Source organism: Lacticaseibacillus casei DSM 20011 = JCM 1134 = ATCC 393 (genome assembly GCF_000829055.1).
Classification (GTDB): Bacteria; Bacillota; Bacilli; order Lactobacillales; family Lactobacillaceae; genus Lacticaseibacillus; species Lacticaseibacillus casei.
This window is the reverse complement of record NZ_AP012544.1, coordinates 1,775,731-1,798,774: the sequence shown is the minus strand read 5'-3', so window position 1 is coordinate 1,798,774 and position 23,044 is coordinate 1,775,731. Positions and strand designations below refer to the sequence as shown.

The window sequence follows — 23,044 nt, the reverse complement described above, 5'->3', positions numbered from 1 at the left end:
TTTTTGGAAACGGATCGATTGTATCAACATGGGACACTGGCAATGTTAGTGCCTGGTTTGTTTGCCGGAACGCAGACAATTGAAGCGTTGTTGCAACATGGTGACACTGGTATTGGCACGTTGACCGGCCTTGATGGCGAGTTGATTATTCAAGCCGGCAAAGTTTATCAGGTTAACGCACAAGGTACCGTTCGCGAAGTTGCAGCGGATGAGAAAGTGCCGTTTGCGAATGTTCATTATCAAGCCGATGTTTCGGCCGGGAAGCTTCAGGGGTTGGATCTGACCGGATTTCAGAAAGCGGTTCTTGATCGGTTACAAACGAGCAATCTTTTTGCGGCAGTTCGGGTCGAAGGTACCTTCACGCAAATGCACACGCGCGCTGTGTTGCCGCAACAACCTCCTTATCCGACGTTGACAGAGACGGCTTCGGGCCAAAAAGAATTCCATGCCGATAACGTCAAAGGCACGCTGATCGGGTACTTTTCACCGGATCTTTATGCCGGTGTGGTATCGCCGGGTTTCCATTTGCACTTTTTGTCGGCTGATCATCACATGGGCGGGCACATTCTCGGATTTGAGCTCGACAGTGGCGAATTATTTTTACAAAAGTTTAGCGACTTTCAGTTACACCTGCCAACCGATGACGAACCGTTTTTAAAGCAGCACTTTGACACGGCTAGTTTAGTCGATGACATCCGCAAAGCTGAAAATTGAGTTAAAACCGGGTGAGAGCCGGTTGCCGTTAGAAACAAGACATGATAACGTGAACCATAATCAAGATTAGAGGTCGCACCGATCATCAGTCGCAACTGCAATGGCCTGAACGCCAGATGCGCAGTTGTTAAAGGGAAAGGTGCCGAAATGCCGGCTTAGTTCAGTGAGGCGGTGTTGGGCCAGTGGATAACATCTGCTGGACTGTCGCGACTATCGCGGGGCGCTAACAAATCGGATCACGTTTATTCATGACGGAAAGCAGAATAAGCCGATGGGTTAGTTACTGACACCCACCGGTTTTTTTAGTGCTTAAACGCCCTGTAACCGTAACAAACCCAACGTTTAACATCTCAACCCATTCAGCAAAGGAGTACTTTTGTGGCACAGTCAGCAACGAATCAGGTAAAACGAGAACTCAAAACCCGGCATCTTTCAATGATTGCCCTCGGCGGCAGTATTGGCACCGGACTTTTTGTCGCCAGCGGCAGCGCGATTGCAACTGCCGGCCCGGGCGGCGCAATCGCGGCATATATTGGCATCGGGTTAATGGTGTTCTTTCTAATGACCAGTTTAGGCGAAATGGCCACCTATGTGCCGGTATCCGGTTCCTTTTCAGAGTACGCCAGCCGGTTTGTTGATCCGGCGTTTGGCTTTGCCTTAGGTTGGAACTACTGGTTTAACTGGGCCATCACCGTTGCGGTTGATGTTTCGACAACTGCCATTGTGATGCACTTCTGGTTGCCGGATGTGCCAGGCTGGCTGTTTTCGCTGGGCTTTTTGGCGCTTATTTTTACGATTAACATTATTTCCGTTAAGTCGTTTGGCGAAACCGAATACTGGCTGTCATTAATCAAAGTGATCACCGTACTGGTCTTTCTGGTCGTGGGTTTGTTGACCATTATGGGAATCATGGGCGGGCACGGTCCCATTGGCTTTAAAAATTATACGACCGAGGCGGCGCCGTTTGTTGGTGGGTTGCCGGCAACATTAGCGGTTTTCGTGGTCGCAGGGTTTTCTTTTCAAGGCACCGAGCTAATCGGGATTACCGCGGGCGAAAGTGCTACCCCGGAAACCAGCATTCCCAAGGCGATTAAGCAGGTGTTTTGGCGGATCTTATTGTTCTATATTTTGTCTATCGCTGTCATTGCCGCCATCATTCCTTATACCAGTCCGAACCTGTTAGGCGCCAGTGTTGATCAAGTGGCAATTTCGCCGTTTACGCTGGTTTTTGATCGAATTGGCCTCGCCGGAGCGGCCAGCGTGATGAACGCCGTGATTCTGACATCGGTTTTATCGTCTGCCAATTCCGGCATGTATGCTTCAACCCGAATGTTGTGGGCCATGGGCGGATCCGGATTTGCGCTACGCGTTTTTCAAAAAACGAATACGCGCGGCATTCCGATTGCAGCCTTACTACTGACGATGCTGGTCGGTGGTTTGACATTTTTAACCAGCATCATGGGACCCCATGTTTACCAACTGTTGGTCGCCGTATCCGGTCTGACCGGATTCCTAGCGTGGCTTGGGATTGCGGTGTCGCATTTTCGCTTCCGCCGTGCGTTTGTGAAGCAGAGGCATGATGTTCATGAGTTAAAATATCATGCAAAATGGTTCCCGGTTGGCCCGATTTTGGCGATTATCATGAGCTTAATTGTGATTGTGGGTCAGGATCTGCAAGCGGTGCAACATTTTGCCTGGGGGCGTCTGCTGATTTCCTACATGTCTATTCCGCTATTCATCGTTTTATTCGTCTGGTATAAGGTGAAGCACAAGACCAAACTGATTCCGCTAGAAAAAGTCGACCTTTCACCGCACCGCGAGCATCAAGCGAACAAGTGAGCGTAAGTAACGGGTTACCTGATTGGCTTTCTGACTGCAATGTTTCTCGTTAAAGTATGAATTTGCGCCTAAACTAAATCGGCTCTAAAACGCAAATTGCTGCGTTTTAGAGCCGATTTTTGATGGCTAACTGTTAAAATTTATTCGAACGACGGGAGCCTACGAAGGGGGATCGACATTTTGGGCTGATAACGAGGCGTCGGTTTTCTTTAGGTACAAGCGGCGAATCAACAAATACAGTTGGAAGATGGCGTCATCGCTGTCTTCCGCTGTCCAACTAATGATGTGCCCGTGAAAACCGGCAGGCGCAGCGGCTTTGATGGCCTGCTCATTATCGACGCTGGTAATGACGAGGTCTGCTGTTTTAAAAACGGCACGTTCTGGTAATAAGTGAACCATTGGTAGATCGGATAGGAAGTTGACGAGGCGGCGGTTAAGCAAGTTGTGGTCGAGATAGGCCAATCTGACCCGTACGGTAGGTGTTTCCGCAAAGTAGCGCAGATAAGGCGTCAGCAAATAGTAGAGCGTGCGCAAAAATAGATGCTGCTTACCAAGAAAGTGTCGATATGCCGGCGTATCAGGCAGCGTGGCAATGAATTCCTCAAGGCCTTGATAAAGATTGGTTTTGGTGTAATTCAACGCACGGGGATTGAAAAAGTCGACCAAATGCATGAAGTCGCCACCCAGCATTTCATTGTTCAATGCGATTCGGGTCAGATTGAGGATCAACCCCTGTTCGTGCTGAAGGTCAAAGACTGTGTGATGCCGAATATGATCACCTAAAAAGGCTAAAAGTCGTTTAACGAAATCGGCAACAACTGTCTTTTGGCTAAGAACGTAATGAATAAAGTCTTTATCGGCTGGTGTGTCAGGCAAGAAGGTGATCGTTCGATGTTGCTGAAAATAGAAAAAATCATTTTCAGCTTTCATGAATTGCTTATTGAACGCCGGGAACATTTCTTGCGTATAAACGGAATGCTGAAATGGTGGGTAATCATTGAAGATCCGGTCAAACGGTTCGTTGCCGGTAACAAAATGGTTGCCGCTGATCCGCACCCGACAGATTGCCCAAAAAAGGATCTCTTCAAGAACATCGACCGGATTGGTTTTAGCATTAGGCAAGGCCATGTATTCTTTGACAATTTGCTGCTCATCCAACACTTTAAATGGCCAGTCCACGCCATGATACCCCAGCCAGTAAAAATCAAACAGAAACAGGCGGATTCGGCTTTCTTCGCCGATGAAGCATAAGTCACTAAAAGACAGCTTAATTTGGAATCGTTCGAGCAATGCGCGCAAGGCGACGGTTTTACGCACCAACGTCGAGCGACTGATGAAATGGGCGCGGCCAAATTGCTCGGTAGAAGGATGATTTGCCTGAACAATGTAGTCGACAAATTGAAATGCGATCGCATGTTTTAGCAAATAAAGGTGATAATCATCAACCGTCACGTCAATTTCCATGAGAGGGTTGATTTGTTTACGTTTAAGATTTTCCGGGTGGGCAGTTAATTCAGTTAGATCGCAGAAGAGTTCCTGCAAGATGTTGTAACCTTGCTGATAAGAAAGGTCTAGGTGCCGACTGAGGGTATTAATGGTGTAAGTTTGGACATTACTATCCTTGATAGCTGAAAACATTTGGTATTTTTGGAAATCAGCGCGGTCAAGAAAAGTTTGTTCGTAAAGCATCGTGATCCCCCAATCTGAAGACAATTTTGTTCGCTTCAATATCAATTATAACAAAGAATGACGAGTATGACGTTTTATTAGTGAACTATTGAACTTTAAACATGCGTAAAACCATCTGTTAAGATAAGAAACTGCTATAAAAATGGTATAGACAAGCTTTGTGCCGAGCTTGAAACCTGACGCTGTATGTTCGATGAAGTATAATCATGGGAAATGGGGTAAATTATTTGAAGTAGGGAGATTTTATGAAAGACAATCATGATATTTTTTTGTCAATGTCTGACGCTGAGAAACTGGGGTTGTTTCGTACCATTATCGAGGTACGGGAAGCGCAGACACCAGTTACGGCAAAATTAGCGGCTTATCGTGGTCATCGGCCCTTGGTAAGTGAGGTTAATCTCAAACAGATAGCAGCACTTACGAACCGCAATTATGGCAGCGTCTATAATACTTATAACGGCCTGATTAGTTCATTACAGGCAATGCTTGGCCGGCACCATAGTTCGGTGAAAACACTATTTGCGGTGCCGCCTGACGAATTTCGCTATCATCTTGTTGCCCAATCACATCCATACAAATTTTTAGACGCTGTCTTATATCAACGGTATGAGAACCTTGATGATTTTTTGAAAGCCTGCGATAGCTCTAAAGCCACGGTTTTGCGCCATTTAAAGGCGCTTCGGGGTTATGCGCGGCAAAGCGGAGTGCAGTTCTCGTATGAAACACTATCATTTACCGGCCCGGAATTAAATATCCGGCTGTTTATGACAATTGCTTATTGGTTGGCAACCAATGGCGTAGCGTGGCCTTTTGAAAATTTAACGCACCAGCAAGCTGGCCAGATTCTAGATGGCTTACTGGTCGTCTTCGATAGCGGCAAGGTCAACACCATCACGCGTGAGTTACTAATGTATTATGTGGCGATTTCCCATCAGCGCATTTTAAGCGGCCACATTTTGGTGCACGATTCGCAATCGGAGGTGCTGCATTACCCGGTTCCCAATTTGTTCAGCGACGCGGCCTCGCGACTACTGGATAAATCAAAACAATTTGAGCATTTGACCACCCAGCAGCAACAGAGCGAAAGTGACGCGCTTTATTTTCTATTTAATTTTGCACCGCTATATATTATCACGGATGAGCAAGTTGAAAAGCGGATGATCGAGCGCAAAAACAACTATAATCCCGAGATTTATCAACTGATCAGTGGATTTTTCGAGCATTTTCCATACAGCTTCAAGCGTGATATTCACCTACCCGATGATATTTACCGTTTGCTATTCGTCAATATGCTAAGTGTGACGGTGAGTGTGCTGGCGTTTAATAAGGATTTTACGACCAGTTTGTTAGCCGAGTTCAGTTCAAACATTCAGCAAACCAAGGATGATCCGGCATTTTACCAACAGGTTAAGGTCACGCTTGACGAAGTGATTGGGCGCAAGAAGCTGTCATCGTTTCGAAATTGCCGAGAAGTTTTGACAGAGGCATTTTATCGCAGCCTGCATCAACTTGTAGTTCAATTTCAGCCACGCAAAAAAGTGTTGGTTGCTCCGATTATCGAACAAACAATGACTGGCTATATCGATCTCTTGGCGTTTTTGCATGCAGTCCCGTTCGTTGAGTTAGCGTCGCCTGATGCTAATCTCAAGGATGTTGATCTGGTCATCACGACTTCGGTAGGGCTCATTCAAGACAATGTCGGTAAGACGCAGATTTTCCCGTGGCACATCAATGTCACCAATGACCACTACGGCCAGCTTTATAGTTTGCTACGTGAACTTTGGGATGAAAAGATGCTCAAAGAAGCCCGGTTTATCTACTAGAACGCGATGCAATCCGTTCAATTGACTGGAGTAGGGTACGTCTTCATCCTAAAAATCCGAAAATTTCTTGTATCCTATGTCAAGATGCGGTATTTTAGAAATGTATAGTTAACACGTCTGAAGCGCCTAAGTGGATGTTTTAGAGAGTCAGCGGTTGGTGCAAGCTGACAATCATCCTTATTCCAGCGCATGAGTGGGCAGTGATGAGCTGCACGGAAGCCGACCGTTATCGGCTAAGAGGGTGGCGTTCTACGCCAAACTTGGGTGGTACCGCGAAAAGAAGCCTTTCGTCCCATTGGAGATGAAGGGCTTTTTTTGTTGAGCGTGAACCGGCGCGGTTACACGCAGGTTTCTGCGCTGGCAAACGCGGCAAGGCAAACTTTGACGTGTCAGATACACCAAAATGATGAGGGAGGAAAAGTATGTTAGATCTGAAATTGATTCGGCAAAGGCCTGAATGGGCGAAGAAAAAATTAGCCGCCCGGGCGATTAAGGGTGAAGAAATCGACGAGCTACTGGCTCTAGATGAAAAACGCAGAAAAGTGACAGTGCAAACCGAGGAACTAAAAGCTCAGCGTAATGAAGTTTCCGGGAAGATTGCCGTCATGAAGCGCAACAAAGAAAATGCGGATGACCAAATTGCAGCGATGCGTGAAGTCGGCCAGAAGATCAGTGCTTTAGACAAAGAATTGGCGGCACTTAATGACAAAGTGACTTATATTCTTGTGCGGTTACCGAATTTTCCGGCAGATGACGTACCAATGTCACTTAATGAAGATGACTCCCGGGAAGAATACAAATGGGGTAAGATCCCAAGTTTTGACTTTAAGCCGAAGCATCACTGGGACGTCGGGGAGAGTCTGGGTATTTTGGACTTTGAACGAGCCGCAAAAGTTTCGGGCAGCCGTTTTGTTTACTATAAAGGGGCAGGAGCCCGTTTAGAACGTGCCGTTTACAATTTCTTTTTAGATGAACATCAAAAGGAAGGCTACGAGGAAATCATTCCCCCTTACTTGGTTAACAACGATTCCATGTTTGGGACTGGCCAGTTCCCTAAGTTTACCGATGCTACTTACACCATTACAAATGACGGCGAGCCATTAACTATGATTCCGACAGCCGAAGTGCCATTGGTAAACTATTATCGTGGTGACATTATCGATGCGGATAAACTGCCAATTAATTTTACGGCTTTAACGCCAGCGTTTCGTTCCGAAGCCGGCAGCGCCGGTCGTGATACTCGTGGTTTGATCCGCATGCACCAATTTAATAAAGTTGAAATGGTGAAGTTCTGTAAACCGGAAGATTCATGGAAAGAATTAGCCAATCTGATTCACGACGCTGAGGATCTGTTGCGTAAGCTTGGATTGCCTTACCATGTCATCACGTTAGCCAGCAACGACGCCAGCTTTACCAGTGCTAAGACGAACGACCTTGAAGTCTGGTTGCCAGCGCAAGACCGATACCGAGAAATCTCGAGCTGCAGCAATTGCACAGACTTTCAGGCGCGCCGTGCGCAGATCCGTTATCGCGACGACGAAGGCAAGTTGCAGTTTGTCCACACACTCAACGGTTCAGGACTGGCAGTTGGCCGAACGGTAGCAGCCATTCTTGAAAATTACCAACAAGAAGACGGCACCGTTAAGATTCCGGATGTCTTAGTTCCTTACATGCATGGCCAAACTGTCATCAAACAAGAAGACTAATTGAAAAAGTGCATGTTTATGCAGCGAATTGTTAATAATTCGCTGCATTTTTGATTGAATGTTCGGCCTTCAATTTCTTAGTAAAACCTCATTTAAAAAGTGTTGACGGCGTTCAACAAAGTTGCTATCATATTCTTCGTTGTCAAATTGATAGCACATCAGGACATTCAACAAATGCATGTTTATTCAAAAAGTTGTTGACATGATTTGCTCATCATGATAATCTATCAAAGTTGTCTTTTGACAAGGTCGTCCTTTGAAAACTGAACAAAGTTTCGTTTAAATGTGCAGGGTCCTTGATACTCCGGTATCGAGGCAAAAAGTAACATTTGCGAAGTCAATTCGCTAGAACAACAAATCGAGCTATTCGAACAGCTCATATTTATATGAGAGTTTGATCCTGGTTCAGGATGAACGCTGGCGGCGTGCCTAATACATGCAAGTCGAACGAGTTTTGGTCGATGAACGGTGCTTGCACTGTGATTCAACTTAAAACGAGTGGCGGACGGGTGAGTAACACGTGGGTAACCTGCCCTTAAGTGGGGGATAACATTTGGAAACAGATGCTAATACCGCATAAATCCAAGAACCGCATGGTTCTTGGCTGAAAGATGGCGTAAGCTATCGCTTTTGGATGGACCCGCGGCGTATTAGCTAGTTGGTGAGGTAACGGCTCACCAAGGCGATGATACGTAGCCGAACTGAGAGGTTGATCGGCCACATTGGGACTGAGACACGGCCCAAACTCCTACGGGAGGCAGCAGTAGGGAATCTTCCACAATGGACGCAAGTCTGATGGAGCAACGCCGCGTGAGTGAAGAAGGCTTTCGGGTCGTAAAACTCTGTTGTTGGAGAAGAATGGTCGGCAGAGTAACTGTTGTCGGCGTGACGGTATCCAACCAGAAAGCCACGGCTAACTACGTGCCAGCAGCCGCGGTAATACGTAGGTGGCAAGCGTTATCCGGATTTATTGGGCGTAAAGCGAGCGCAGGCGGTTTTTTAAGTCTGATGTGAAAGCCCTCGGCTTAACCGAGGAAGCGCATCGGAAACTGGGAAACTTGAGTGCAGAAGAGGACAGTGGAACTCCATGTGTAGCGGTGAAATGCGTAGATATATGGAAGAACACCAGTGGCGAAGGCGGCTGTCTGGTCTGTAACTGACGCTGAGGCTCGAAAGCATGGGTAGCGAACAGGATTAGATACCCTGGTAGTCCATGCCGTAAACGATGAATGCTAGGTGTTGGAGGGTTTCCGCCCTTCAGTGCCGCAGCTAACGCATTAAGCATTCCGCCTGGGGAGTACGACCGCAAGGTTGAAACTCAAAGGAATTGACGGGGGCCCGCACAAGCGGTGGAGCATGTGGTTTAATTCGAAGCAACGCGAAGAACCTTACCAGGTCTTGACATCTTTTGATCACCTGAGAGATCAGGTTTCCCCTTCGGGGGCAAAATGACAGGTGGTGCATGGTTGTCGTCAGCTCGTGTCGTGAGATGTTGGGTTAAGTCCCGCAACGAGCGCAACCCTTATGACTAGTTGCCAGCATTGAGTTGGGCACTCTAGTAAGACTGCCGGTGACAAACCGGAGGAAGGTGGGGATGACGTCAAATCATCATGCCCCTTATGACCTGGGCTACACACGTGCTACAATGGATGGTACAACGAGTTGCGAGACCGCGAGGTCAAGCTAATCTCTTAAAGCCATTCTCAGTTCGGACTGTAGGCTGCAACTCGCCTACACGAAGTCGGAATCGCTAGTAATCGCGGATCAGCACGCCGCGGTGAATACGTTCCCGGGCCTTGTACACACCGCCCGTCACACCATGAGAGTTTGTAACACCCGAAGCCGGTGGCGTAACCCTTTTAGGGAGCGAGCCGTCTAAGGTGGGACAAATGATTAGGGTGAAGTCGTAACAAGGTAGCCGTAGGAGAACCTGCGGCTGGATCACCTCCTTTCTAAGGAAACAGACTTTAAGTCTGACGGAAACCTGCACACACGAAACTTTGTTTAGTTTTGAGGGGACGACCTCTCTTTTTACGCCTATCGGGCCTATAGCTCAGTTGGTTAGAGCGCACGCTTGATAAGCGTGAGGTCGATGGTTCAAGTCCATCTAGGCCCATCAAGCGTTCGCTTGTTAATTGAACAACCCTTATGGGGGATTAGCTCAGCTGGGAGAGCGCCTGCTTTGCAAGCAGGAGGTCATCGGTTCGATCCCGTTATCCTCCATTGGCCGTCAGGCCAATTCACCGACGTAAGTCGGCGACTTTGTTCTTTGAAAACTGGATATCATTGTTGTAAATGTTTTAAATTGCCGAGAACACAGCGTATTTGTATGAGTTTCTAATATAGAAATTCGCATCGCATAACCGCTGACGCAAGTCAGTACAGGTTAAGTTACAAAGGGCGCACGGTGGATGCCTTGGCACTAGGAGCCGATGAAGGACGGAACTAATACCGATATGCTTCGGGGAGCTATAAGTAAGCTTTGATCCGGAGATTTCCGAATGGGGGAACCCAGTACACATCAGTGTATTGCCTGCAAGTGAATTCATAGCTTGTTGGCGGCAGACGCGGGGAACTGAAACATCTCAGTACCCGCAGGAAGAGAAAGAAAACTCGATTCCCATAGTAGCGGCGAGCGAAGTGGGAAGAGCCCAAACCGAGAAGCTTGCTTCTCGGGGTTGTAGGACTGGACATTGGAGTTACCAAAGTTCGACGTAGTCGAAGTCAGCTGGAAAGCTGCGCCATAGAAGGTGAAAGCCCTGTAAGCGAAACGGCGGACTCTCCGTCCAGAATCCTGAGTACAGCGGAACACGTGAAATTCCGTCGGAATCCGGGAGGACCATCTCCCAAGGCTAAATACTCCCTAGTGACCGATAGTGAACCAGTACCGTGAGGGAAAGGTGAAAAGCACCCCGGAAGGGGAGTGAAACAGTTCCTGAAACCGTGTGCCTACAATTAGTCAAAGCCCGTTAAGGGGTAATGGCGTGCCTTTTGTAGAATGAACCGGCGAGTTACGTTTGCCTGCGAGGTTAAGATGAAAAGTCGGAGCCGGAGCGAAAGCGAGTCTGAACAGGGCGAATGAGTAGGCAGATGTAGACCCGAAACCAAGTGACCTACCCATGACCAGGTTGAAGGTGTGGTGAAACACACTGGAGGACCGAACCCATGTATGTTGAAAAATGCTGGGATGAGTTGTGGGTAGCGGTGAAATTCCAAACGAACTTGGAGATAGCTGGTTCTCTCCGAAATAGCTTTAGGGTTAGCCTCGGAGGATGGATCATGGAGGTAGAGCACTGTTTGAACTAGGGGCCCATCAAGGGTTACTGAATTCAGATAAACTCCGAATACCATCGATCTTACTCCGGGAGTCAGACAGTGAGCGATAAGGTCCATTGTCGAAAGGGGAACAGCCCAGATCACCAGTTAAGGTCCCTAAATTTATGCTAAGTGGAAAAGGATGTGGCGTTGCACAGACAACTAGGATGTTGGCTCAGAAGCAGCCACCATTTAAAGAGTGCGTAATAGCTCACTAGTCGAGTGGCACTGCGCCGAAAATATACCGGGGCTAAGCATAATACCGAAACTGTGGGTGCACCCGTAAGGGTGCGCGGTAGGAGAGCGTTCTAAGGGCGTTGAAGGTCGATCGTGAGGACGGCTGGAGCGCTTAGAAGTGAGAATGCCGGCATGAGTAGCGAAAGATCAGTGAGAATCTGATCCACCGTATGACTAAGGTTTCCTGGGGAAGGCTCGTCCTCCCAGGGTTAGTCGGGATCTAAGGCGAGGCCGCAAGGCGTAGTCGATGACAAGCAGGTTGAGATTCCTGCACTAGTTTATTTTGTTTAAGCGATGGAGGGACGCAGGAGGCTAAGGAAAGCGCACAGCTGGAAAAGTGCGTCCAAGCCGCAAGTCTGGTGGCGAGTGAAATGCTTGCGACCATAAGGACAAGCGGTGATGGGGAGCGAAATTAAAGTAGCGAAGTTCCTGATGTCACACTGCCAAGAAAAGCTTCTAGTGAGAAATAAACTACCCGTACCGCAAACCGACACAGGTAGTCGAGGAGAGTATCCTCAGGTGAGCGAGCGAACTCTCGTTAAGGAACTCGGCAAAATGACCCCGTAACTTCGGAAGAAGGGGTGCTGACCGCAAGGTCAGCCGCAGTGAATAGGCCCAAACAACTGTTTATCAAAAACACAGGTCTCTGCTAAATCGAAAGATGATGTATAGGGGCTGACGCCTGCCCGGTGCTGGAAGGTTAAGAGGATGAGTTAGCGCAAGCGAAGCCCAGAATTGAAGCCCCAGTAAACGGCGGCCGTAACTATAACGGTCCTAAGGTAGCGAAATTCCTTGTCGGGTAAGTTCCGACCCGCACGAAAGGCGTAATGATTTGGGCACTGTCTCAACGAGAGACTCGGTGAAATTATAGTACCCGTGAAGATGCGGGTTACCCGCGACAGGACGGAAAGACCCCATGGAGCTTTACTGTAGCTTGATATTGAGTGTTGGTACCGCTTGTACAGGATAGGTAGGAGCCGTAGAGATCGGAACGCTAGTTTCGATGGAGGCGTTGGTGGGATACTACCCTAGCTGTATGAACACTCTAACCCGCGCCACTGATCGTGGCGGGAGACAGTGTCAGGTAGGCAGTTTGACTGGGGCGGTCGCCTCCTAAAATGTAACGGAGGCGCCCAAAGGTTCCCTCAGAATGGTTGGAAATCATTCGCAGAGTGTAAAGGTAGAAGGGAGCTTGACTGCGAGACTGACAAGTCGAGCAGGGACGAAAGTCGGGCTTAGTGATCCGGTGGTTCCGTATGGAAGGGCCATCGCTCAACGGATAAAAGCTACCCTGGGGATAACAGGCTTATCTCCCCCAAGAGTCCACATCGACGGGGAGGTTTGGCACCTCGATGTCGGCTCATCGCATCCTGGGGCTGTAGTCGGTCCCAAGGGTTGGGCTGTTCGCCCATTAAAGCGGTACGCGAGCTGGGTTCAGAACGTCGTGAGACAGTTCGGTCCCTATCCGTCGCGGGCGCAGGAAATTTGAGAGGAGCTGTCCTTAGTACGAGAGGACCGGGATGGACGTTCCGCTGGTGTACCAGTTGTGCCGCCAGGCGCATCGCTGGGTAGCTATGAACGGAAGGGATAAACGCTGAAAGCATCTAAGTGTGAAGCCCCCCTCGAGATGAGATTTCCCATTCCTATATGGAAGTAAGACCCCTGAAAGATGATCAGGTAGATAGGCTGGAAGTGGAAGTGCAGCGATGCATGGAGCGGACCAGTACTAATCGGTCGAGGACTTAACCAAGTAGAGCGTGAGCAGGAGCGATTGCGACTGCGAACGCGTTTCGATGAAATACACTGGTTCCCGACAACACAAAAACAACAATGATAGCCAGTTTTGAGAGCGCAAAGTTCTCATAAGTGTGGTGGCGATAGCAAGAAGGATACACCTGTTCCCATGCCGAACACAGAAGTTAAGCTTCTTCACGCCGAGAGTAGTTGGTGGGAAACTGCCTGCGAGGGTAGGAAGCTGCCACGCTGTTTATTCCGGTTTAGCTCAGTTGGTAGAGCACCTGACTGTTAATCAGGTTGTCGTCAGTTCGAGCCTGACAACCGGAGCTCATGAAACACTCGTCGTTGACGGGTGTTTTTTCTACAAAAGATTGATGTAAGTGATCATTAATGACATGATGAAATAAGGAGTGACACAGTGTCACCGCGTATTGAAATTGATCTGTCATTTGAATACACGAAAAGATGCTTAAAAACGTAGTAACTTAGCGGACACGTGTCATTGCCAATGACGTAATGGTCAAACTTGACCAAGCTTGGCAATATCCGCATAATGTTGATACAGAGTTTTGTCAGTGAAAATGAAAGAGGTATCGTGATGAATAATCGGATTCAACTTCGCCAGCAGAAAAAGCCTCGTCATCGGGGACTTAAAATTTTTGCAATTGTTGCAGGCGTCTTGGTTTTGTTGATCGTCGCTTGCGTTTTCTTTTTTCCGCAAATCAATAATACGATTCGCAATGTGACGGGCAATGATACGCCAGCAGATGCCGCAGTTAAATCTCGCTTGGTGTCGGAAATTACTGCGCAGAAGACGGGCAATGCAACGACTGATGCGGCACTCCAACGCGCAGCTGATACATTGAAAGAGACTAAAATGAGCACGATCATGAAAGCCGCGCAAGATCAGGATCAGGCAGCGGTTCTACTGCAAAAGGCAACTGGTGCCAATCAGGCGCAAGCTAAGCTAGCTGCAGCATTGTTGTTCCAAGAGAAATCGATCACTCCGGTTCGCCAAGCAATCGCTTCAGGTGACTACTATCGAGCGTATCAGGATGTCAAATTGTTGCAACAACAAGGTAACACTAGTATGTTACAGAATTTATTGACCGGTCAGTAAAAACAAAACAGCTCCCGCATGGCAATGAAGCCATAACGGAAGCTGTTTTTGATTGAAACAACAATTTACTTAGGTTCATACATAAATGTCAGTTCATTATGTGGCTGGATAAGGCGACCAGAGACGGTTTTGTCGGACATAATCATGCCGCCGGGTAACATAGCGTGGTGATAGCGAAAATTAGGAAAGTCCGGTGCCGTCAGTTCATATTGGTGACCGGTTTTGGTATGCAGCACCTGGGCGTCACGCAATGGCCGTTTGTGATTATCAAAGTACTGAATAACCAATGTTGCCGGAACTGGGTGATGAACCAGTGATGACGCCGTTGTGTAAATAAAGGTTAGCTGCGGGTCATCACCCGTCATGGTACCGGTGACAGTTGGATCACCGACATGCTGGCCGTCGGGGAGAACGGCTTTTTCAAAGTCATAACCGATTAAGGTCGGAGCAGTGAGTCGAAAATGATGTTCTGGCGTATTCATCAAGTGATTGTCTGGGCCTAATGTTTTGCCGTTTTCATCGACATAATGAATGGTTAAAGTGACTTGTGCCAAATAATTTCACATCCTTTTCGATGATTTAAAAAAGAACTAGGCGTTACGGGCGGTGAAGCGGGTTTGCTTAATGGTTGGTTTTTCCAGCTCATCCAGCAAGGCAACCGCTAATGTGCCGCTGTTGAGCACGGATTTACCGTTGTCGTCTTTTAGTAGTGTGTTGTCGCCGCGAACGTATTCAGTTGCCGGGCCGTGTTCAAAGTTCATGCTTGGCGAAATACCGATCCAGTTGACATTGTCGGTCCACTGTAACAGTTGATACTCTCTGAGCTGGTTCTTAGGCGTATTGATAAATGCCGGTGCATGCGGGTCATTTTTAAGTAAATCATACAGGAGCTTTGCCGTCAGTTTCCAGGCTGCCTGCGCCAAGGATAAAGACTAGCCGCGGGGAGGTGGTCTTCCGTAACTCGTGAATCAGGTGATCGGCTAAACCAATATGGAGATAGGCTTGTTCAACGGTTGTCGCGAAGGCATCAACAACCGCATCGTAGCCCAGCAGCTGATCGCGGGTGAGGGTGAAGGCGTCTTGTTGCACTAATTCGGCATCAGGTGGAAGAACGCCGATACCTTTGTCTGGATGACGAACGTAACCGGTAACTTCGTGGCCTCGCTTAAGCGCCTCTTTGTAGATCGCCAATCCTGCATTGCCAGTCGCACCAATAATTGCAATCTTCATCTATAACAACATCCTTTCATAACGAGTCGGTTCAAGGTTTATGATACACTTACTAAAAGTAGATAGACAATTAAATTGGCCCAAAATTAAATCTTCCGCTGTCTTTTCAACGTACTTTTCGGAATCCAAATTGTGTGAGAAAAAAGGCTTTACAGTGCTATATTGCTCCTGTATAATCTTACTTGTTGTTCAGCAATGGCCCGTTGGTCAAGTGGTTAAGACACCGCCCTTTCACGGCGGTAACATGGGTTCAAATCCCGTACGGGTCAGTATGCCGGCTTAGCTCAGTTGGTAGAGCATCGGTATCGTAAACCGAGGGTCACAGGTTCAAGTCCTGCAGCCGGCATTTCATAGGGTATTTTAGCTTTTCTTAGAAAGTGAAATGCCTATATATCAACGTTTAAGCCCTCCTAGGTTACCTTAGGAGGGCTTTGTTTTTGAAACTTTGGGACCAAAATGGGACCAAAGATGACTTTTGATAGCAGAAACTTGAGAAAATCGATTTTATCCGTCCGTGTCATGTTGGCTCACGTTTGTCAAAATATGATGCTTTAGCTGCGTGTACTCCTCTTGGCTTAGCCCTCCGGAGTCGAGCAGCTTTTTAAGTTTCACCAGATCGTCGATTTGCGTTGAGACAGTGTTGTTGCTGTCTGCTAAATAAGCAGTAATAGAGCTTGTGAGAGCGCCGATGAGGCCAATGCCATTGAACATGAGTAGAACTGCCGCAACTCTTCCTAAGAGGGTGTGCGGTGAAATGTCGCCGTAGCCAACGGTGGTGGCGGTGACGATTGCCCACCAGATTGAATCGCTGTACGAGGCACCCTCGGCTAACGAATAGATGGCGGCCGCAATGATGACTAGGATGACTGATAACCACAGATAATAAATGAGACCGCCTTTGTGGAGAAATTTCCTGGTTCGTCCTTGTAAAATGCTGATGATGCCTGCAAGTCGGGTGATACGAAATGCGCGGCTGAGTCGGACGATACGAAAGGCCCGGGCAAACCGGAAAAACGAAAAAATGGCGTTAAAGGGAATGATCGCCAACAGATCTAGCAAGTGAGTTTTAAAGAATTTAAACTTGTTGTCTGCGGTTAAGAGGCGTGCGAAGTAATCGACGGTAAAGATAGCGAGTATCGCATTGTCCACCACATCGTAAGGAAAGGCTACCAGACTAATGACTGATGAATAGTCCAAAATGACCATGACAATAGAAATGACAGCCAGTAGCGCAATCACAACATTGTAGTAACGAATAAAGCGTGAATCTGATTTCAAGATGCCATCCCCAATTACATAATTGCCCCATATCCAACGCGAACAAAATAACGCAGCGTCTTTAACAATGATTTAATTCTATCTTTAGGCTCACAGGAGTTCAATCATTTATAGAGCGAGCTTATGGAATCCCAAGAAAAGCGAAAAATTAGAATCTTCTCCGAAATCCCTATCCCAAGCAACTTATCGCCCTTTTTTAAGCGCTTGTATGCTATGATCGTACGGTAAGTGATTGGTTGAAGGGGTGCAGTATGCATAGACAGAAAACAAGTTCAAAAGCGGGATTGATTTGGACGATTGTGATTTTAGCGGTTATTTTAGTGGCGGGTGGCTTGTGGTTTGGCCTTAATCGGCAGGCGCAGGCAAGAGCTCAAGAAGCTTCATCCGTGTCGCGTTCCAAAGCACGTTCGGTTGCCCAGTCACGTTCGGCTGCCAAGGCCAGTCAGGCGGTTGAAGCTTCGCAAAAGGCGGCGGACCCAGTGTATAAAGACTTTGCTGCTGACGGACTCAGCTACCATCAAGTTCAAGCCGCCAAGCAATTATCCGTGACGGCGGTCGGTGATTCCGTCATGCTCGGCAGTGAGTATTTGTATAAAGAGTTGTTCCCGAAGATCTATTTTGATGCGACGGTTAGCCGCCAAATCTATCAGGTTCCGGCTTTGTTTAAGTCGCTGGCTGCTTCCGGTAAATTGGCCAATACCGTGATCATCGGTTTGGGCACCAATGGTACGTTTACGAATGAAGCATTTCAGTCCATTATGACAAGTATTGGTGATCAGCGTCAGGTTTATTGGATTAATGTCCGTTCTGATGCGAAATGGACGGATGAGGTCAATCGCGATCTGGGCAAAATGGCCAAGCGTTACAAGAATCTGCATATTGTTGATTGGCATGGTGCTTCTGCCGGGCATGATGATTGGCTGACAGCCGACAAAACCCATCCGTCAACTGATGGCCAGACGCATTATGTTGCGACGGTTGCAAAAGCCGTTTTGGCAAAAGCACAATGACCTCTGTAGACGTTTGATTAAGTACGGGCGATTGACGCGTCGTAACAAGTGGAAAAATGATCACAGATGTTCTCATGACAACATTTTAAATGCCAGCAATATCGAGACGGATTGAGATGATCCTCATTTGCTGGCGATCATCGTGGAGGTGAGCAGATGCAGGCATTGCTTGATACCCAACAATCGGGAGCTTATTTGTTAATGAGTGTCGGAGGCAGTCCTGCATTGCGCCGGCATTTGGCTGAGATGGGACTGGTCGCCGGCAAGAAGCTGACCGTGGTGCAACCTGCGAGCAAAGTGACCGGTTTGGTGATTTTCTTTCAGGGGCAGCGATTGGCTATCAGTGACGAGATTGCTGCTTTGCTGGTGGTGCGACCGTTTGCTGCAGATGCTGAGAGGCCGGCGATACCTTTAGCTCACTTGCCACTCAAGCGAACTGGATTGGTGCAGAAGATTCAAGGAGATCCGCCGCTGCGACACCGCCTGATGGACATGGGTTTAACCAAGGGAACGTTGGTGAAGATTCACCAGATTACCCCGCTTGGCGATCCTATCGAGCTAGCGGTACGTGGTTATAAGTTGAGTATTCGTAAGCAAGACGCGGCGCATGTGCTGGTAACTGAGGTGACCGCTGATGACCATGGATGAGACCTTAGCGCTTGTCGGCAACCCTAATAGTGGCAAAACAACTTTGTTTAATGCACTGACCGGTGCCAAACAACATATTGGCAATTGGCCGGGCGTCACAGTTGAACGAAAATCCAGTCGGCTTAAAGCCAATCCGGCGGTGGTCATCGAAGACCTGCCGGGAACCTATTCACTGTCGCCTTATAGCAGTGAAGAAATTGTGACGCGGGAATTTTTGCTTGAAAAGCAACCGGATTTAGTCATCAATGTCGTCGATGCCACGAATCTCGAACGCAATCTGTATTTAACATTACAAGTGATGGAAACCGGGCGGCCATTAATCGTGGTGCTCAACATGATGGATGTCCTTGAAAAGTCCCGCCGCCGCACGATCAATTTGAAAAAGTTGAGTTATGCCCTGCAGGTACCAGTCATCGGCACCACTGCCACCAAACAAGCAGCTTTAAAGGAACTTGTTCAGGCCATCCAAGCGCCGTTACCTAAACCATATGCTTTTCCGGAATATGATCCGCGGCTCGAATCCGCTTTAAGCATGCTTGAGGAAGTCATCGGCGAACGGGTGCCCGCCGATCGTTTGCGATGGTATGCCATCAAGTTTTTTGAAAAAGATCCGCAAATCGCGCAGCAGCTGGCTTTTACAACAGCTGAACAGCAACAGGTCGCGGAAATTTTACATACGGCTGAGCATCTTTTTGATGATGCGAGCGATAGCATCATCGTGAATGCAAGATATGATTTCATCGCCCGCGTCATGGCGATGTGTGTCGTTGATAAAGAAGATTTTGTCATGTCGGTCAGCGATCGGATTGACCGCATCGTGACGGATCGCTATCTGGCCTTGCCGATTTTTGTACTGGTAATGTGGGTGGTTTATTACCTTTCGATCCAGACAGTCGGAACCATCGGCAGTGACTACCTCAATGATACGGTCTTTGGCGGCTGGTTGCCGGCGGTGGTCGGCGGGGCGTTGAAGAGCTGGGCGGTTGCGCCGTGGTTGTCAGGCCTGATTGTGAACGGCTTGATCGGTGGGATTGGCTCCGTGTTGGGGTTCTTGCCGCAGATCATGATGCTGTTTCTATGTCTGGGTATTCTTGAAGACTGCGGGTATATGGCACGGATCGCGTTTGTGATGGATCGCCTGTTTCACCGGTTTAATCTCAGCGGCAAAAGCTTCATACCCATTCTAATCGCTACTGGCTGCGGGGTTCCTGGTATTATGGCAACGCGAACCATCGAAAGCGAAAAAGATCGGCGAATGAGCATTATGCTGACGACCTTTATGCCGTGTTCCGCCAAACTGACCGTTATTGCACTGGTTAGCGGGACCTTCTTTCCGAATAACAGCTGGGTTGCGCCGTCAGCTTATTTCATGGGCATTATTGCCGTTGTCTGCTCCGGCATTTTTCTGAAAAAGACCGCTTTGTTTGCCGGACCACCAGCTCCATTTGTCATGGAGTTACCAGCGTACCATTTGCCGCGTGTCACCAACCTTTATCGCAGTGTCATGTCACGGGCACGAGCCTTTGTGCATAAGGCTGGAACGATTATTTTCTTGTCATGTGTTTTGTTATGGTTCCTTTCGAACTTTGACTTTACGTTACACATGGTCCAGCAAAATAAGAGTATGTTACGAGGAATTGGTGGGGTCATTGCCCCGATTTTTGCACCGCTGGGGTTTGGTGATTGGCACACCACAGTGGCTACTTTAGCCGGTTTGATCGCCAAGGAAAATTGTGTCAGCACGCTGCACATTAGCTTCGGTGGGACTGGCGGCTTTGGTCAGGCATTGCGGGCGACTTACCCGGCCATGGCAGGGTATGCGTTTTTGATGTTCAATCTTTTATGTGCCCCGTGCTTTGCGGCCATTGGCACCATGTACAAGGAGTTTGGCAATGCGCGCTGGACTTGGCGTGCCGTTGGCTATCAAACAGGCGTGGCGTATTTGCTGACGATGTTGATTTATCAAGGCAGTCTCATTGTGAGTGGTCAGGCCAATGTGCTTAGTTTCGGACTTGTCGCACTGGCAGTGACACTCATTATTTACGGCCTGTGGCTCAAACGTCCACACCCCGTGGTTGCGTCGAGTTATAGCACGGATATTTAAAAAAGGAGATCTTTTATCATGGCAACGTGGTTGATTGGCAGTGTCGTCGTTTTGGCGATCGTTTTCGTCTTATATCGCACCTTTTTTCGGAAAAACAAAGCAGGTGGTTGCAGCCAATGTGAAGATGCTGGCTGTCCGTTGATTGATCAGGCCAAAATGGTTCAGGCTAACAAACGGCGTAAAGCATAACGAGATCCAATGCCGCTTGAGTGGTAAGTGAATGTGGTTTGTGATTGAAATAGCCTTTGTGATCCGGTGAATTTTTAAAACTCGCGTTGCTAAAGTGAACTATGTATAATTGAGTTGTGAAAGCCTTTACAAAAAACGACTGAACGTACATTGTTTGCGCTCCGGCGACCGTTGCACAAAACGGAGGAGATAGTGGCGCAGGGGTAAGGACCATTGCGGTGTACCGGATGTACAAGGGGGATGCAACCATGACAACAAAACAACAATTTCCGATCCGTGATGTGACCGCAGCGAGTGGCTATTTTTCACCACTCAAAGCGACCGTCGAGACGGCATTTTATGGCACGAATGTCCGGCCGGTAACCACATTGACAGAAGCATACGAATTGGCCAAAGCCGCGCCAGGTGTCATTATCACGGATTTGCCGATTCAGCATGCCAGTGATCTCGGGCTGCCAGAAGACGCCCGCATCTTGGTTGCAAATGACGGTCTGGTTGTCGGCCGAACTGCTGCGGCTCGCCGGATTATCGGACAGCCCTGCGTTGACGCAAACACAATGGCAAAGGTTGCGCGTGAAGCGGTCTTTCAAGGCGGTCGCAAGCAGTTTTTGAGTGGCCGGGTTGCGGTTGGTCTGTCGCCCGATTTTTCTGTTGAAGCGCATATGATGTTGCCTGAAGCATATGCGAATAACCTTTACAGCTATTTATTGAACTTTCAAATCATGACGGCTGAAGCAGAAAAACACTACGCCCAGTCGCGCCCGCTTCCAGAAGATGACCTTTATCTTTATGCCGATCCTGATTGGTACGATCCCGCGTATCCGGATGGCCTGGCGATTTTTGATCCGCTACACAATGCGGCAATCATCTTAGGCTTACGCTACTTTGGCGAATTGAAAAAGGGCACCTTGACGTTGGCGTGGGCGACGGCACATCGAAATGGCTTTGTTGCCTGTCATGGCGGGATGAAACAGTATCAGCGGCAAGACGGCACGTTTACCATGGCAGCGTTTGGCTTGTCTGGCTCGGGTAAATCAACGATCACGCTGACGAGTCAGGGCGATCGCTACCCGGTTAAAGTGCTGCACGATGACGCATTCGTCATTGATCGCCAAACTGGCGCCACGACTGCGCTGGAGCCGGCGTATTTTGACAAGACTCAGGATTATCCGTTAAGCGATCCAGGAATTCAGTATTTTCTGACAGTGCAAAATGTGGGCGTTACTTTGGATGATCATGGCCGGAAAACGCTGGTCACCGAAGACATTCGTAATGGGAACGGGCGAACGGTTAAGTCGCGGTTCGTGACGCCTAATCGTGTCGATCATTTGACCCAGAGTATTGATGCCGTTTTTTGGATCATGAAAGACGACACGTTGCCACCGGTGGTTCGGATCGAGAATCCTGATTTGGCCGCCGCATTTGGCGCAACGCTTGCGACGAAACGATCAACTGCGGAGAATGTCCAACCGAACGTCGATCGCGATCAGTTGGTTATTGAACCCTTTGCCAACCCGTTCCGGTGTTATCCGCTGGCAGAAGACTATCAGGGCTTTTATGAACTTTTTCAACAGCGCGGCACGGCCTGCTACATTCTCAATACCGGTTTTTACCGCGGCCAAAAAGTGAAACCGGCTGACACGTTGGATGCGATTGCGGCGATTGCAGATGGCACTTCACAATTTCAACCATTTGGGCCGTTACCAGATATGAGTTATCTGGTATTACCAACTTTTAAAGTAGACTTTACGACACCTGATTATCGGGCTTTGTTGCGTAAGCGTTTGGAAGCTCGCTTGGCATTTTTGACCACCAAAGAGACAGCCGATGGTGGCTATGATAAGTTGCCGGAAGCTGCCACTCACGCACTGGAAAAGATTCTTACCGTTCTTTCGGAGTCAAACTGAATTTCAGGTGCGACATCACAAAAGGCCAACTCAATTTCCATCATTGCACGCTCGCTTAAAGTAGGGGATAGTATAAACAACAGGACATACGCCTCGTATCAAATGCATGACAGCGACACTGAGCCATTTATGGAGGACATGCGTATGGCAATTCATTTTGTAGTTTACGAAAAGCCCCATTGCGAAGCTTGCCGGTTGACACGGCGTTGGCTGTTGACGCACCATCAGCGTTTTCGAACAACCAATCGCCGTGGTGAAACGAATTTGGTGGATCCCAATTCGGACGATCCACTCAAGCGTGCTTGGAGTGCGCAAAAAGTCGTGAAGTTTCGGCAGGATGGTTATGATCGCTTTCCGATTGTGCGCGTGCGCGACGATGAAACCGGGGATGTTTTGGCCACCTGGAATGGCTTTCATCCCGAAGCACTTGCCAGCTGGGCAGCGATTAATCGGCTAGGATAATCAACATGCCGGCGATGTACGCGGGCGAATAATGCA

At 48.4% G+C, this 23,044-nt stretch carries 14 protein-coding genes, 5 tRNA genes, 3 rRNA genes, 1 pseudogene and 1 riboswitch; of the genes and pseudogenes, 19 read left to right on the top strand and 4 right to left on the bottom strand.

All coding sequences use genetic code 11. The features are described 5' to 3' along the window. The first annotated feature begins 3 nt into the window (after positions 1 to 3). Positions 4 to 714, top strand: a complete 711-nt coding sequence (budA, locus tag LBCZ_RS08840; RefSeq protein ID WP_025013114.1) for an acetolactate decarboxylase — start codon at positions 4 to 6, stop codon at positions 712 to 714. A gap of 59 nt (positions 715 to 773) precedes the next feature. Further along, a riboswitch (Lysine riboswitch) is annotated at positions 774 to 948 on the top strand. Between the two features lie 144 nt (positions 949 to 1,092). Beyond that, a complete protein-coding gene (locus LBCZ_RS08835; protein WP_025013115.1) occupies positions 1,093 to 2,553 on the top strand; it encodes an amino acid permease in 1,461 nt (486 codons plus the stop codon). 159 nt (positions 2,554 to 2,712) lie between these two features. On the opposite strand, the gene LBCZ_RS08830 is transcribed toward LBCZ_RS08835, so the two are convergent. Further along, positions 2,713 to 4,242, bottom strand: a complete 1,530-nt coding sequence (locus LBCZ_RS08830; RefSeq protein ID WP_039639186.1) for a helix-turn-helix domain-containing protein — start codon at positions 4,240 to 4,242, stop codon at positions 2,713 to 2,715. Between the two features lie 245 nt (positions 4,243 to 4,487). On the opposite strand from LBCZ_RS08830, the gene LBCZ_RS08825 reads away from it, so the two are divergent. The 9 genes from LBCZ_RS08825 (at position 4,488) to LBCZ_RS08785 (ending at position 14,180) form a co-directional block, all read left to right on the top strand. Next, complete coding sequence (locus tag LBCZ_RS08825) at positions 4,488 to 6,065, top strand: helix-turn-helix domain-containing protein (protein ID WP_039639184.1); 1,578 nt, start codon at positions 4,488 to 4,490, stop codon at positions 6,063 to 6,065. Positions 6,066 to 6,487: 422 nt separating this feature from the next. Further along, a complete protein-coding gene (gene serS / locus LBCZ_RS08820; RefSeq protein ID WP_025013116.1) occupies positions 6,488 to 7,771 on the top strand; it encodes a serine--tRNA ligase in 1,284 nt (427 codons plus the stop codon). A 382-nt stretch (positions 7,772 to 8,153) separates the two neighbouring features. Next, positions 8,154 to 9,723: ribosomal RNA gene (locus tag LBCZ_RS08815) — 16S ribosomal RNA — on the top strand. Positions 9,724 to 9,813: 90 nt separating this feature from the next. Next, positions 9,814 to 9,887, top strand: a tRNA-Ile gene (locus LBCZ_RS08810). Between the two features lie 34 nt (positions 9,888 to 9,921). Then, positions 9,922 to 9,994: transfer RNA gene (locus tag LBCZ_RS08805), tRNA-Ala, on the top strand. 161 nt (positions 9,995 to 10,155) lie between these two features. Further along, positions 10,156 to 13,073: ribosomal RNA gene (locus LBCZ_RS08800) — 23S ribosomal RNA — on the top strand. Between the two features lie 117 nt (positions 13,074 to 13,190). Further along, positions 13,191 to 13,307: ribosomal RNA gene (gene rrf, locus LBCZ_RS08795) — 5S ribosomal RNA — on the top strand. The 16S, 23S and 5S rRNA genes sit together here with 3 tRNA genes alongside, the layout of an rRNA operon. 7 nt (positions 13,308 to 13,314) lie before the next feature. Then, positions 13,315 to 13,387, top strand: a tRNA-Asn gene (locus tag LBCZ_RS08790). A gap of 271 nt (positions 13,388 to 13,658) precedes the next feature. Continuing rightward, on the top strand, positions 13,659 to 14,180 hold the full coding sequence (locus tag LBCZ_RS08785) for a hypothetical protein (protein ID WP_025013608.1): 522 nt from the start codon (positions 13,659 to 13,661) through the stop codon (positions 14,178 to 14,180). Positions 14,181 to 14,245: 65 nt separating this feature from the next. Here the strand turns inward: LBCZ_RS08785 and LBCZ_RS08780 are convergent, their stop codons facing one another. Both LBCZ_RS08780 and LBCZ_RS08775 read right to left on the bottom strand, forming a co-directional pair. Then, positions 14,246 to 14,734, bottom strand: a complete 489-nt coding sequence (locus LBCZ_RS08780; protein WP_025013607.1) for a MucBP domain-containing protein — start codon at positions 14,732 to 14,734, stop codon at positions 14,246 to 14,248. A gap of 36 nt (positions 14,735 to 14,770) precedes the next feature. Further along, a pseudogene (locus LBCZ_RS08775) lies at positions 14,771 to 15,410 on the bottom strand (NAD(P)-dependent oxidoreductase). A 197-nt stretch (positions 15,411 to 15,607) separates the two neighbouring features. Here LBCZ_RS08775 and LBCZ_RS08770 point away from each other — a divergent pair. Together LBCZ_RS08770 and LBCZ_RS08765 are read left to right on the top strand one after the other, a co-directional pair. Then, positions 15,608 to 15,679, top strand: a tRNA-Glu gene (locus LBCZ_RS08770). Between the two features lie 4 nt (positions 15,680 to 15,683). After that, positions 15,684 to 15,756 (top strand) — tRNA-Thr (locus LBCZ_RS08765). Between the two features lie 158 nt (positions 15,757 to 15,914). Here LBCZ_RS08765 and LBCZ_RS08760 read toward each other — a convergent pair. After that, positions 15,915 to 16,688 (bottom strand): ion channel, encoded by a 774-nt coding sequence (locus LBCZ_RS08760; RefSeq protein ID WP_039639182.1) that lies wholly within the window; start codon positions 16,686 to 16,688, stop codon positions 15,915 to 15,917. A gap of 251 nt (positions 16,689 to 16,939) precedes the next feature. On the opposite strand from LBCZ_RS08760, the gene LBCZ_RS08755 reads away from it, so the two are divergent. The 6 genes from LBCZ_RS08755 to LBCZ_RS08735 all read left to right on the top strand — a co-directional run bounded on the left by LBCZ_RS08755 (position 16,940) and on the right by LBCZ_RS08735 (position 23,008). Further along, positions 16,940 to 17,698, top strand: coding sequence for an SGNH/GDSL hydrolase family protein (locus LBCZ_RS08755; protein WP_025013606.1), 759 nt, complete (start codon positions 16,940 to 16,942; stop codon positions 17,696 to 17,698). Positions 17,699 to 17,854: 156 nt separating this feature from the next. After that, positions 17,855 to 18,346, top strand: coding sequence for a FeoA family protein (locus tag LBCZ_RS08750; protein ID WP_025013605.1), 492 nt, complete (start codon positions 17,855 to 17,857; stop codon positions 18,344 to 18,346). Then, positions 18,333 to 20,450, top strand: coding sequence for a ferrous iron transport protein B (gene feoB / locus LBCZ_RS08745; RefSeq protein ID WP_025013604.1), 2,118 nt, complete (start codon positions 18,333 to 18,335; stop codon positions 20,448 to 20,450). Before LBCZ_RS08750 ends, feoB begins: the two co-directional genes overlap by 14 nt. 18 nt (positions 20,451 to 20,468) lie before the next feature. Then, entirely contained in the window at positions 20,469 to 20,639 is a 171-nt protein-coding gene (locus LBCZ_RS14895) for a FeoB-associated Cys-rich membrane protein (protein WP_080769604.1), read from the top strand. A 248-nt stretch (positions 20,640 to 20,887) separates the two neighbouring features. Next, complete coding sequence (locus tag LBCZ_RS08740) at positions 20,888 to 22,546, top strand: phosphoenolpyruvate carboxykinase (ATP) (protein ID WP_025013603.1); 1,659 nt, start codon at positions 20,888 to 20,890, stop codon at positions 22,544 to 22,546. Positions 22,547 to 22,690: 144 nt separating this feature from the next. After that, the gene (locus LBCZ_RS08735) at positions 22,691 to 23,008 is read left to right on the top strand and encodes a thioredoxin domain-containing protein (RefSeq protein ID WP_010487581.1); all 318 of its coding nucleotides are present in this window, start codon (positions 22,691 to 22,693) and stop codon (positions 23,006 to 23,008) included. Positions 23,009 to 23,044: the final 36 nt, after the last annotated feature.